This is a genomic window from Mycobacterium sp. SMC-4 (genome assembly GCF_050205565.1).
Taxonomy (GTDB): Bacteria; Actinomycetota; Actinomycetes; order Mycobacteriales; family Mycobacteriaceae; genus Mycobacterium.
In genome coordinates, this window is record NZ_JBNMQU010000015.1 from 43,180 (window position 1) to 56,159 (window position 12,980).

A 12,980-nucleotide genomic window follows, 5' to 3' on the forward strand; every position below is an offset into this window, starting at 1 on the left:
GTATCTCATCCCGAAAGCAGCGGAAAAAACCTGCAAACAGCTCCATAAGTTAGGAGCCGCTATGTAGAGTTCGCTGAAACCGGTCGAGTGATCAGTGGAGGATCGATGGCGAGAACCGAGGCGTTGGCGCGCGTCGAGGAGATGTACCGAAACGGCTTCCCGGATGCCGCCACGGCGACGGTCGAGGAGCTGCGTGCCGCCTATGACGCGCTGCTTCTGCAATTCGAACTGCCCGATGGGGTCGAACCCGTCGAACGCGTGGTCGCGGGCGTGCCGGTGCTGTTCGTCACCGCCGCGGGCGCGCGTACCGACAAGGTGCTCGTCTGGTTCCACGGCGGCGGCTACGTGCTGGGCAGCGCCAAGGGTTTCCAAGAACTCGGCCACACACTCTCGCGTGCGGCCGGCGTGACGGTTGCGCTGCCTGACTATCGTCGCGCGCCCGAGAACAAGTTTCCCGCGGCGGTCGATGACGGTGTCGCGGTCATCGCCGGAATGCTCTCGACTCACGGCGCCGGCAACGTTGCGGTGGGTGGAGACTCCGCCGGCGGGGGACTGACCCTCGCCGCGCTGACCGTGGCACGCGATGCTGCCGCGGAACTGCCCGCAGCGGCGGTGTTCATCTCTCCGTTGCTCGATTTCACTGCCAGCGGTGCCAGCGTAGATCTCTACGACGGCACCGACATCGCAGTGTCCCGCGGTTCGATCGGTAACCTGCGCGAGGCGTACCTGCAGGGTCATGATCCGCGAGACCCGTTGGCCTCACCGGTGTTCGCCGAACTGCACGGACTCCCTCCCGCGCTGTTCCTGGTGGGCTCTGGCGAGGTGCTGCTCGACGATTCCCGCCGCGCGGTCGACAGGATCACGGCGGCCGGCGGCACTGCCTCGGTTTCCCTGTACGACGACATGGTGCACGTGTGGCCGCTGTTCTCCTCGATCCTGCCTGAAGGCATCGAAGCCGCTGACGAGATCGGTGCATTCCTCCGGACTGCTCTCAGCGTGTAGCACCACCACTCTCGACGACCAGCGATCGTCTGTTGCTTCACCGCGCAGGCGCGCTGTTCTGCGCGCGAACGCTTCTGGGGGGACGAAGACGCCGGGGAAACCCTCCGGCTTGGTTCATTTGTCGAAGGAGAAATGATGAACAGCGCGTTACCCACCACTCGGCCCACTTGGCGAAGATCGACACTTCGGCGGTATCTGATATCGATTTTCGTCGCCGGCGCATTGCTGGTCGGCGCGGCCATCCCGGCGTCGGCAGCCGAACTGATGAGGGTGACGTTCATCCGTCACGGCCAATCGCTCGGAAACGCCTCCGGCAGTATCGATTCGTCGACGCCCGGGCCGGTACTCAGTGCGTTGGGCTACCAGCAAGCTGCGGCGGTGGCGGCCAAGCTCGGCGACAAGAACTACGACGGGGTCTACGCCTCATCGATGGTCCGGACCCAGCTGACCGCAACACCGTTGTCGCAGTATCTGGGCCTGCCGATCCACGTCTTGGACGGTCTGCAGGAAATCGAGGCCGGTGATTACGAGGGCACCCCGGAAAGTGAGGCGGCCAGTGGCTACATGCTGGCACCGCTGGCGTGGTCGCTGCAGGGCAACCTGGACGCACGCATTCCCGGGTCGATCGACGGGCACGAGTTCGATGCCCGGATGGACAGCGCGCTGCAGGCGATCTATGACAGTGGTGATCGCAACGCAGCGGTGTTCTCGCACGGGGCCGCCATGATGTTCTGGACGTTCATGAACGTCGAAAACCTGACCGCGGCACAGAAGATGGAGTTGCTACGGGCATCTCTGCGCAACACCGCCGATGTGGTGATCGAGGGAAATTCCGAGGACGGCTGGAAGTTGGTGAGCTGGGACGGTAGGGAGTTCAGCGAAGGCCGCACCTTCTTCGGCGAGGTGGGTGTGCAACTGCGAACCTTGGTGCGGCAGGTCGGTGCCGAGATCCGTTCGGTGGTCGAGGCCTTCGCCACCCGCGACCTGTCAGTTGTCGTCAAGGCGGTGAATCGGGCAGTCAGCACTGCGGCTTTCTCGGTCATCAAGTTTGTTCGCGCCGTCAACGCCGATGTGGTCGAGCGGATCGAGAAGGCTGTTTCGCGCGTATTCCCGAAGTCGGCCACGCCCGCGGTTCCGCAGTCGAGTGCCGATACGCCCGCTGTCGCGGATTCGGAGGCGACGATGACCGAGCAGGTCGACGTCCAGCCGTCTGCGACACCGGCAAGAGCGCGCAACTCTGAACGCACAGCAGTATTGGTCTCGTCCTCCACCGCGGCCGATGTCGAGAAGATCGACGAGGTCGGCGAGGCCCGGGACGTAATGGAATCCGGCCGCGAAGAAATCGAACCCGCCGTGGAGTCCGAGGTGACGACCGACCCGGGGACCGAAGAGAAGACGGACGCGCCGGCCACGGACGGGTCCGACGACAGGGCCGACGAGAAGGACACCGACACGGCGGACGACCGGGACGCCGACCGCGACACCAACCGGGACGCTGACGACAAGGTGTCTGTCGGTTCCACGTCCGCGGGTGCCGGCAGCGACTCCGACGAATAGTCCAGGGAACGAAACCTTCTCCGGCTCAATAGGGCCGGAGGAGGTTTCGCCGTCGCGCCTCGGCACAAGCCGACCGAACCCACTGACCGACGTCCAGGAAGTGGAAAGCCCGGTACCCGCAGGGCGGGTACCGGGCGTACGCGGGAACCGGGTTCAGGCCTCGCCGGCTGCCGCATAGATCGGGAGCAGATCGGTCGCCGCGTCGGCCAACCACTTCGGGTCGACGAGCAGGTGCTGAGTGGCGACCTGCATATCGCGGACGTACCGGCCCAAGGTGGCGGTGCGGCCGATGCTCTGGCTGCCGCTCCAGCGGTGGGCGAAGCCGACGATGGCGTCGGCGGCCTCATGGCTCCAGGACAGCTGCTGACGCATCCGGGCCATCTGCTCGGTGGTGCGGGTACCTCCGGCCTCGGCCGACTCGACCAGGTCGTAGAAGGACAACCGGACGGCGTGCAGCAGGGCTTCCATCCGGGCGAACTCGAGCTTGAAAATGTCGGCCTCGCCGATCGGGCCGCCGTAGTTGGGGCGGAACTTCTTGACCGCCACCGCGGCAAGGAGTTCCAGTGCGCGAGTGGCGATACCGAGCACCACCGAGACGTGCGGAAGTGGGCCGACGAACTCGTTGGACAGCTTGTAAATGGTCTCCGACCGGTAGGGCTTGCCACCGAAGGTGACGATGGTGTGCTCGTCGGGAGCGAACTTCTTGTCCACCCGGTAGTCATGGCTGCCGGTGGCGCCGAGGCCCCACACATCCCAGTTGTGCTTGAGGTCGACCTCGCCCTTGGGGAACATCGCGACCCGAGGCTGAGGCTGACCGTCCTCGCCGGGGATCGTGTTGCCGTCCTCGTCGGCGACGAACACGCCCGCACCGATCCAGGTGGCGTGGTCCGAGCCGCTGGCGAAGTTGAAGTTGCCCTCGACGATCAGCCCGCCCTCGACCCGAGTGGCCGGGTAGCGGGGGAGTAGTTGGCCCGCGACGATGAAGGGCTCGTCGCCGCTCATGAGCTTCTCCGCCACTTCCGGCTTGAGGTAGCCGATGACCTCTGCGGTGGACCACGAGGTCGCCATGAACGCCCATGCGGTCGACGCATCGGCCTTGGCCATCTCCTCGTAGACGCGCAGCCCTTCGCTCGGCAGCAGGCCGCCGCCCCCGAGCTCGGTCGGGACCAGCATGTGGTGCAGGTTCTGCTCTGTGATCGCGGCGCGTACCGCATCGGACAACGTCTGGGCCCGTTCCATGCCCTCCGCCTCGGCGCGGATCAATGGAGTGATGGTTCGCACGCGCTGCAAATAGTCAGCTACCCGGCTGCTACCGGGGACGGCTTCTCGGGTCAGCGTCTCTGTCATCTCCATACCTTTCTTGCAGTTCCGAGCAGAAGCACTCGCGCGCCGTAACCCTGTTCGGAGCCTCGACGGGGAGCGCCCGGATTGGGCTTCTGTGATGAACCTAACGAAATTAGTGCTAATGTCAAGTGGCAATATTGCAGGCCAAAGGCTTGTAAGGAACTGTTCATTACCGAAACGGGTACTAACCATGTATCTCACGCAGGCATTGCACCGAGCTGTTCAGCAGACGCCGGACCTGCCGGCCACGGTCTTCGGCGATCGCGTCCGCACGTGGAGACAGAGCGCTGATCGCGCCGCACGTCTGGCGGGCGCACTCACGAGCCTGGGCGTACGCAGTGGCGACCGGGTGGCGATCCTTGCCCAGAACTGCGACGACTACCACGACGTGCTGTTCGCGACGCCGTGGGCCGACGCTGTCGTGGTCCCGGTGAACACCCGCTGGAGTCCGCAGGAGATCGCGTTCTCGCTCGAGGATTGCGGCGCGGTGGTGCTGGTCGTCGACGACGTCTTCGTGGACGTGGTCGACGAACTGCGCGCGCTGGCGCCGGTGGTGCGCACCTACATCCATACCGGCGAGCGGTCCCGCCCGGACGGAGTGCACGGTTTGGAGGATCTGATCGCGGCGCACGAGCCCGTCGAGGACGCCCGGCGTGGGCAGGACGCGCTGGCCGCGATCTACTACACCGGCGGCACGACGGGCACTCCGAAGGGTGTGATGCTCAGTCACGCCAATCTGATGGCGGCGGCGCTCGGCGCGCTGGCGACCGGACAGTTCCTGCGGCCCCGGGGCCGGCTGCTGCACAGTGCGCCGATGTTCCATCTCGCCGACGGATCGGGGTGGGTGGCGCGCAACGTGGTCGGCGGGACACACGTGATTCTGCCCGGATTCAGCGCGGAGGCCGTTGCCGCCGCCATCGCGCAGTATCGGATCACCGATATGTTCCTGGCCCCCACGATGATTCAGACACTGGTCGACTCGTCGGCGGCGCGATCCCACGACCTGTCCAGTCTCCGGCACCTGCTCTACGGCGCCTCGCCCATCTCGCAGGCGTTGCTGGAGCGCACCATGCGGCTGTTGCCGGAGGTGCGGCTGCTGCAGGCGTATGGCATGACCGAGTTGTCGCCGACCACCACAGTGTTGACCGCCGACGACCACCGGGATCCCGCCCTGCTGCGCTCGGCCGGGCGGGCGGTGCCGATCGCGGAAGTCAAAGTCGTGGACGCTGATGACAACGAGGTGCCACTCGGCACGGTCGGGGAGGTGGTGGCCCGCGGCCCGCACGTCATGCTCGGCTACTGGAACCGTCCCGAGGAGACCGCCCAGGCGCTGCGCGGCGGCTGGATGCACACCGGCGACGGCGGCTATCTGGATGCCGACGGCTACCTGTTCATCGTCGACCGCATCAAGGACATGATCGTCTCGGGCGGGGAGAACGTGTACTCGGCCGAGGTCGAGAATGCGCTGGCCCAGCATCCTAGTGTGGCGACCAGTGCGGTGATCGGCGTACCCGACGAGAAGTGGGGCGAACGCGTGCACGCCGTCGTGGTGCTGCACGAGGGCGCGACCGCGACCGCCGAAGAACTGCGGGAGCACTGCGGATCGCTGATCGCCCGCTACAAGGCGCCGCGCAGCGTCGATTTCGTCGACGCCCTACCGCTGACCCCGGCCGCCAAGGTTGCCAAACGCGAACTGCGCGAGCGCTATTGGAAAGACGAGTCCCGCTCGGTGTCCTAGCGGGCCGTCAGGCGAGCAGACCCGACGCCCGCAGCACGCTCGCAGTGTCGCGGATGCACTGCTTGTGTTCGCGGTGCGTGCTGCCGGCGATGGTGAACTCGACCCAGGTCGCACCGGCCGCGGCCAACGCCTCGACATCCGCGGTGATCGTGGCCGGTTCGGCGAGCCAGTCCGGCCAGGAGCGGACGAAGCAGATCTCGGGTTCACCGGTGCGGCCGGCCGAACGCCACCGCTGCTTGAAAGCGTCCACGGCCTCCGGCAGGGTCGCGATGGTCAGCGCATTCGTCCCGGCCAGGGCGGCGACGGTGGGATCCGGGACCTCCAGCGGTGCCCAACCATCGAAGAGCGTTGCGGCACTTCTGACAGCGGTGCGGGAATTGCCCCCACGCCACAGCGGCGGGGCCTGGGCGAGCGCGGGGAACAACTGGTTGCCGGTGGCAGTCCAGCGGTCGCCTTCGGCGTGCACCGGCTTGCCGGTCCACGCCGAGCGCATGACCGTCGCGGCCTCGTCGACCGCGGGTCCGCGCCGCGCGAAATCGCCGCCGAGGGCCTCGATTTCCGCGCGGTTGTAGCCTGCGCCGATGCCGACGATGGTTCGGCCACCGCTTGCCTCGTCGAGAGTGGCGACCATCTGGGCGGTGAGGAACGGATTGCGGTGGCACGCCACCAGCAGGCTGAAATGCAACCGGATCCGATCCGTGGCGGCGGCCACGTAGGCCTGCGCCGTGAACGGGTCGTAGGTGCGGTGACTGACCGAACCCGTTCCGAGGAACGGGAACGGGTGGTCGGTCACCGACACCGCGTGGAAGCCCGCCGCCTCCGCGGTGCGGGCCACCTCGACTACTGCAGGGATGCCCGTCTCCGCTGTCCCGTCGGGACGGGGCAGCGATACGGAGAACCTCATCGTTACAGCAGCGATGCGGGCGGGTTGAAGCGCTCGCCGTAGCGTTCGGCCAGTTGCTTGGCCCGGGCCACGAACGCCTCCTTGCCGACGCCGAGTTCACCTTGGTAGCCCACGATGAACTGCGCGCTGCCACCGGTGTACGCCGGGTAGCCGATGCCCATGATGGAGCCGATGTTCGCGTCGGCGGTCGAGGTGAGTACGCCTTCGTCGAGGCATTTCTGGGTCTCGAGGGCTTCGGCGAACAGCATGCGGTCGATCATGTCCTGCAGCGGGATGTCAGCCTTGCCCGACTCGAAGGTCTCGGCCAGGCCCTCCCACAGACCGACGCGCTTGCCGTCGACGTAGGAGTAGAAGCCCGCGCCCTTCAACCGCGACGGACGACCGATTTCGATCATCTTGTCCACGATGGCGTCTGCGGGGTGCGGCCGGTACTCGGTACCTGCCGATTCGGCGGCCTTGCGGTTCTCGTCCGAAACCTTCTGCAGCAGTTCCAGGTTGAGCTCATCGAGCAGCTGCAGCGGAGGTGCCGGGTACCCCGCTTGGCCGCCGGCCTGTTCGATGCTGACCGGGTTGGCGCCCTCCCCGAGCATGGCCATCGCTTCGTTGAGGAAGGTGGTGATGACACGGCTGGTGAAGAAGCCGCGGCTGTCGTTGACCACGATCGGGGTCTTGCCGATGGCCAGCGTGTAGTCGAACACCCGGGCCAGCGCCTCGTCGGAGGTCTTCTCGCCCTTGATGATCTCCACCAGCGGCATCTTGTCGACCGGGGAGAAGAAGTGGATACCGATGAAGTCCTCCTGGCGCTTGACGCCGGTGGCCAGACCGGTGATCGGCAGGCTGGAGGTGTTGGACCCGAGGATCGCGTTGGGCTCGACGATGTCTTCGATCTCGCCGAACACCTTGTGCTTGAGTTCGGTGTTCTCGAAGACGGCTTCGATGACGAAGTCCACACCCTTGAAGTCGGCCGCATCAGCGGTCGGGGTGATCTTGGAAAGCAAGGCGGCAGAGCGCTCTTCGGTGGTTTGTCCCCGACTGACAGCCTTGGCCTCGAGCTTCTCGGAGTAGGCCTTGCCTTTTTCCGCGGCTTCGAGGCTGACGTCCTTGAGGACGACGTCGTAGCCGGCTTTGGCCGAGACGTAGGCGATGCCGGCGCCCATCATGCCCGCGCCCAGGACACCGATCTTGCGGATCTCCTGCTTGGCGATCCCGTCCGGGCGCGACCCGCCGCCGTTGATGGTCTGCAGGTCGAAGAAGAACGCCTGGATCATGTTCTTGGCGGTCTGGCCGGTGACCAGCGTGGTGAAATAGCGGCTCTCGATGCGGCACGCGGTGTCGAAGTCGACCTGGGCGCCCTCGACGGCGGCGCAGAGGATCGCGCGTGGTGCCGGCGTTGGGGAGCCCTTGGCCTGCTTCTTGAGTAGTGCGGGGAACGACGGCAGTACCGCGGCGAGCGCCGGGCTGGCGGGGGTGCCGCCGGGCATCTTGTAGCCCTTCTGGTCCCAGGGCTGGGTGTGCGCGTCGGGGTTGGCCTTGATCCAGGCTTTGGCGGCGGGAACGAGGTCGTCCACCGAACCGACGAGCTGATCCACCAGCCCGATCTCGAGAGCCTTGGCGGGTTTGAAGCGGGTTCCCTTGCTCAGGATTTCGGTGAAGGCCTTCTGGATGCCGAACATGCGCACGGTGCGGGCGACACCGCCGCCACCGGGCAGCAGGCCCAGGGTGACCTCGGGCAGACCGATGACCACACCCTTGGCGTCGGCGGCGATGCGGTGGTGACAGGCCAGCGCGATCTCCAGACCGCCGCCGAGGGCGGCGCCGTTGATGGCCGCCACGACGGGCTTGCCCAGCGTCTCGAGCTTGCGCAGGTCGGCCTTCGTCGCCTCGACGTCGGCGAAGAACTCCGCCGCCTTGTCCTTGTCGACCGCGATGAGATCCTTGAGGTCGCCGCCTGCGAAGAAGGTCTTCTTGGCGCTGGCGATCACCACACCGGTGATCGAGGCAGGGTCGTCTGCCACAAGCCGTGCCAACTTCTCTACGGCATCATGCATCGAAGCCTTGTAGTGCTCGTTCATCACATTGGCTGACCCGGTCGGGTCGTCCAGTGTCAGGGTGACGATGCCGTCGGCATCCTTGTCCCACTTGATGGTGTTCTCTGCCATGTCTTTTCAGTCCCTTCAGACCCGTGCTCAGACGCGCTCGATGATGGTGGCCACGCCCATGCCGCCGCCGACGCACAGCGTGATCAGCGCACGGCGAGCGCCGCGGCGCTCGAGCTCGTCGACCATGGTTCCGGTGATCATGGCGCCGGTGGCGCCCAGCGGGTGCCCCATCGCGATGGCGCCACCGTTGACGTTGAGCTTCTCGTCGGGGATGCCGAGATCCTTCTGGAACTTCAGCACCACCGAGGCGAACGCCTCGTTGAGCTCGAACAGGTCGATGTCATCGACGGTCAGACCGGCACGGTCGAGCACCTTCTTGGTCGCCGGCGTCGGACCGGTCAGCATGATCACCGGGTCCGCACCGGAGGTGGCGGTGGCGACGATCCGGGCACGTGGGGTCAGGTTTTGCGCCGCCCCTGCTTTCTCACTACCGATCAGCACCAACGCGGCGCCATCGACGATCCCGGAGCTGTTGCCGCCGTGGTGAACGTGGTTGATCTTCTCGACGAAGTGGTACTTCTGCAGCGCCACGTCGTCGAAACCGCCCATCGCGCCGATATCGGTGAATGCGGGTTTCAGCTTGCCCAGGCTCTCGACCGTGGTGTTCGGCCGCATGTGCTCGTCGTGGTCGAGCACGACCAAGCCGTTCTGGTCCTTGACCGGGACGACGGACTTGGCGAAGTAGCCGCCCGACCAGGCTGCGGCCGCACGCTCCTGTGAGCGCGCCGCATAGGCGTCGACATCCTCGCGGGAGAAGCCCTCGATGGTGGCGATCAGATCGGCACCGATGCCCTGCGGGACAAAGCTGACCTCATAAGCGGTATCGGGATCGTTGGCCCAGGCGCCGCCATCAGACCCCATCGGCACCCGGCTCATCGACTCCACGCCGCCGGCCAGGACCAGGTCGTCCCAACCGGAACGCACCTTCTGCGCAGCCATGTTGACCGCCTCCAGACCCGAGGCGCAGAACCGATTGAGCTGCACACCACCGGTGGTGTTCGGCAGACCCGCGGCCAGCACCGCGGTGCGCGCGAGCACCGCACCCTGGTCACCCAGCGGCGATACCACACCGAGGATGACGTCACTGATCATCGTCTCGTCCAGATCCGGGTAACGCGACCGCATCTCGTCGATCAGGCCGACGACCAAGCTGATGGGCTTGATCTCGTTCAGGGCTCCGCCGCGCTGCTTGCCGCGCGGGGTGCGGATGGCCTCATAGATGAAGGCTTCTTCAGACATGTGTCATTCCTTGTCGATTGGGGCTACTGCTCAAGACTGTTCGGTACCGCGACGAACGACGTTGTAGTCGGCCAGATTCGGCTCCGAGGTGAGCGCGAAGTAGTCCGGCACGGCCCACGGCGAGTTCGTGACCACCCGGCCGGCGCTGTTGCGGTAGTAGTTCTGCACGCCGTCGATCGCGTACACCATGGCGTTGTTGCTGGCATCGAGTTCGGTGTTGTAGTCCTCGAACGGCTCGGGCCGGCATTCGACCACGGCGATATCGTCCTGGACCATCCGCGTCAGCATCTCCACGACATAACGAACCTGCGCCTCGGCGATGGTCAGCCAGCTGCCGCCCGGCGGGTTGGTGTTGGGGCCGAACAGGAAGAACAGGTTGGGGAACTGCGGAGCGGTGAGGCCCAGGTATGCCCGGGCGTTGTCGTCGCTCCAGGAGTCGCGCAGTTCGATGCCATCGCGTCCGCGCAGCTCCATGGGGTAGAGGTAGCGCTGCTGTTGAAAGCCGGTGCACAGGATCAGCATGTCGATCTCATGCTCGTCACCGGACGTGGTCACCAGCGTGTTCTCGGTCAGGTGATCCACGCCCTCGGCGACGAGAGTCACGTTCGGCTTGCGCAGCGTCGCGAACCAGCCGTTGTCCATGAGCAGTCGCTTTCCGAACGGGGGATAGCTGGGTGTGCACTTCTCGATGAGGTCGTCCCGGCCGTCCAGTTGCGCACGCAGATAAGCCGTGAAGTGACGCCGGTAAGCATCATTGAGCGAGCTGATCAGCTTGCCCTTCTCTTTGGCCTTGGGGTCCACCCGCAGCGCGGGGAAATTGCGCTCCGTGTAGACCCAGTACAGCCGGAACCGGAACCACGCCCGGTAGAACGGCACATGCTGGAAAAGCCAGTGCCGGGTCGCGGGCTGTTTGCGGAAGTACTGTTCGTTGGGTGTGATCCAGTGCGGTTCCGGCTGAACGACGGTCATGTGCTCGACGTCGTCGGCGATCTTGCAGACCACCTGCATCGCGCTGGCGCCCGCTCCAATGACCGCGACCTTCTTGCCCCGGTAGTCGATATCCGGTGTCCAACGCGCCGAATGCACCACCGGACCGGTGAACTCGGAAAGGCCGGGAAAATTGGGGATGTTCGGGGTGTTGTGCAGCCCCGCTGCGGTGATCAGTGCCGAGGTACGCACGGTCTCGGTTCCGTCGGCCGACTTCACCGTCAGTACCCATTCGCCGGCGTCGGCGTCCCACTCGCCACCCTCGACCGCGACGCCCGTCTCGATGTGCGGTGCGAGGTCGAAGTGCGCGACCACGTTGTCGATGTACTGCCTGATCTCGTCGGCCTGGGCGAAGTTCTCGCTCCAGTCGTGGTGAAAGAACGAGTAGGAGTAGAGATTGTTCGGCACATCCACGCGCGCACCGGGATACCTTGCCTCGAACCAGGTTCCGCCGATGTGGTCGTTGCGCTCCAGCACCCGGAACGGGATCCCCGCCCGCTTCAACTGGACCGCGGCCGCAAGGCCGGAGAAGCCGGCTCCGATGACGACGACGGAAAACCCGGACTGCGCGCAACCTTCGGTGACATCAGCCGGGATGTAGGGCGAAAATCCCAGCTGCTCGCCGGCCAGTGCGGTGTACTTCTCGGTGACCGGCTCGCCCATCACCGCTGACATCAGCTTGGTCAGTTCCTCCCCCCTGGGGGAGGGGTGCGCGATCGGCGTACCGGCCGCCCAGTCCTGGACGGCGGCGAACGCCGCGTCGCGGACCTCGGCGGCACGCTCGGCCGGTAATCCTCCGTCGTCGAGGTCTTCGAAGCCGACGGTGGGGGCGATCCGGTAGGGCTCGTCGAGCCACTTACCGTCGCCTGTCAGCTGATAGAGGACGCCGATGAGACAGGGGACGTTGGCGACGTCCAACGCTTCGCGCAACTCCTCGACGTTGATGACGCTGGGATCGGCCAGTTGACTCACGATAGCTCCTTACTCAGTGCGGCAACCGCTTTCACGGCTTCCAGGCGTTCGATGGGATCTGTTGCCATTGGGGTGACGTTCACCAACGTCACCCCCGCGTCCCGCAGGATGACGAGACGTTGCCGGATGCGGTCGACGTCACCGATCAACGCAGTCGCGTGGACCAACTCGTCCGGCACCGCGGCCGCGGCTTCGGCGTAGCGGCCGGCCAGGAAGTGGTCCTGGATGACGGCGGCTTCCTCGGCGAATCCGTACGCCGCGACCAGTCGGTTGTAGAAGTTCTGCTCGCGCGATCCCATGCCGCCGACGTACAACGCCAGTTGTGGCTTGGCAGCGTCGATCCAGCTCGACGCATCTCCGTCGACGACGGCGAGCGGAACCCGGGCGATGATCTCGAGCGGGCCGAGATCGGCCGATCGCTTGGCGTTACCTCTGGCCAGCGCCTCGCCCCAGACATCCTGGAGTTTCTCCGGATAGAAGAAGATGGGCTCCCAGCCTTCGGCGATCTCGGCGGTCAGTTCCACCATGCGCGGTCCGAGCGCAGCAATCGACACCGGAATCCGGTCGCGCACCGGGCGATTGATGAGCTTCAGTGGTTTTCCCAGACCGGTGCCCCGGCTCGGATCCAGCGGTATCTGGTAGTGGCGGCCCTGATGCTGCAGGGTTTCCCGACGCCATACCGATCGGCAGATCTGGATGGTCTCCCGGGTCTTGCCGGGAATGTCGGTGAACGGCAGCCCGTGGAACCCCTCGACCACCTGGGGGCCGGACGGCCCGAGACCGAGCCGGGCGCGTCCCGCTGACACGTAGTCCAGACCGGCCGCGGTGGTCGCGATGAGGGTGGGGGTTCGGGTGTCGAGGGGAAGGACGCCGGTCGCCAGCTCGACGGAGTGGGTGCGAGCCGCGAGGTAGGCGAGTTGTGTGGGGGCGTCCAGGGAGTAGGCCTCGCCCAGCGTGACCGACGACAATCCAGCCTCTTCCCAGGCGGCGATTTCATCGCCCACGACCGACATCGGTCTCCCGAAGTCCAGGACAGTGCCGATTCGCATGTGCGGATCCCTTTCTGGGCGGGTGGGCG

General features: G+C 65.9%; 9 protein-coding genes. 3 read left to right on the forward strand and 6 right to left on the reverse strand.

Annotation, left to right across the window (positions count from 1 at the left end):
- Nucleotides 1-105: 105 nt before the first annotated feature.
- Both ACQI46_RS23215 and ACQI46_RS23220 read left to right on the forward strand, forming a co-directional pair.
- The gene (locus ACQI46_RS23215) at nucleotides 106-1,002 is read left to right on the forward strand and encodes an alpha/beta hydrolase (protein WP_427096406.1); all 897 of its coding nucleotides are present in this window, start codon (nucleotides 106-108) and stop codon (nucleotides 1,000-1,002) included.
- 264 nt (nucleotides 1,003-1,266) lie between these two features.
- On the forward strand, nucleotides 1,267-2,559 hold the full coding sequence (locus ACQI46_RS23220; protein WP_427096407.1) for a histidine phosphatase family protein: 1,293 nt from the start codon (nucleotides 1,267-1,269) through the stop codon (nucleotides 2,557-2,559).
- 153 nt (nucleotides 2,560-2,712) lie between these two features.
- On the opposite strand, the gene ACQI46_RS23225 is transcribed toward ACQI46_RS23220, so the two are convergent.
- Entirely contained in the window at nucleotides 2,713-3,906 is a 1,194-nt protein-coding gene (locus tag ACQI46_RS23225; RefSeq protein WP_427096408.1) for an acyl-CoA dehydrogenase family protein, read from the reverse strand.
- Between the two features lie 187 nt (nucleotides 3,907-4,093).
- Here ACQI46_RS23225 and ACQI46_RS23230 point away from each other — a divergent pair, with 187 nt between their 5' ends.
- On the forward strand, nucleotides 4,094-5,641 hold the full coding sequence (locus tag ACQI46_RS23230) for an acyl-CoA synthetase (RefSeq protein WP_427096409.1): 1,548 nt from the start codon (nucleotides 4,094-4,096) through the stop codon (nucleotides 5,639-5,641).
- A gap of 7 nt (nucleotides 5,642-5,648) precedes the next feature.
- On the opposite strand, the gene ACQI46_RS23235 is transcribed toward ACQI46_RS23230, so the two are convergent.
- The 5 genes from ACQI46_RS23235 to ACQI46_RS23255 are packed head-to-tail and all read right to left on the reverse strand — an operon-like array spanning nucleotide 5,649 to nucleotide 12,951.
- Complete coding sequence (locus ACQI46_RS23235) at nucleotides 5,649-6,545, reverse strand: TIGR03619 family F420-dependent LLM class oxidoreductase (protein ID WP_427096410.1); 897 nt, start codon at nucleotides 6,543-6,545, stop codon at nucleotides 5,649-5,651.
- 2 nt (nucleotides 6,546-6,547) lie between these two features.
- Complete coding sequence (locus tag ACQI46_RS23240) at nucleotides 6,548-8,704, reverse strand: 3-hydroxyacyl-CoA dehydrogenase NAD-binding domain-containing protein (RefSeq protein WP_427096411.1); 2,157 nt, start codon at nucleotides 8,702-8,704, stop codon at nucleotides 6,548-6,550.
- A 27-nt stretch (nucleotides 8,705-8,731) separates the two neighbouring features.
- Nucleotides 8,732-9,943 (reverse strand): acetyl-CoA C-acetyltransferase, encoded by a 1,212-nt coding sequence (locus ACQI46_RS23245; RefSeq protein ID WP_427096412.1) that lies wholly within the window; start codon nucleotides 9,941-9,943, stop codon nucleotides 8,732-8,734.
- A gap of 30 nt (nucleotides 9,944-9,973) precedes the next feature.
- Entirely contained in the window at nucleotides 9,974-11,902 is a 1,929-nt protein-coding gene (locus tag ACQI46_RS23250; protein ID WP_427096413.1) for a flavin-containing monooxygenase, read from the reverse strand.
- Nucleotides 11,899-12,951: an LLM class F420-dependent oxidoreductase gene (locus tag ACQI46_RS23255; RefSeq protein ID WP_427096414.1), complete on the reverse strand. Its 1,053-nt coding sequence runs from the start codon at nucleotides 12,949-12,951 to the stop codon at nucleotides 11,899-11,901. Before ACQI46_RS23255 ends, ACQI46_RS23250 begins: the two co-directional genes overlap by 4 nt.
- Nucleotides 12,952-12,980 lie beyond the last annotated feature (29 nt).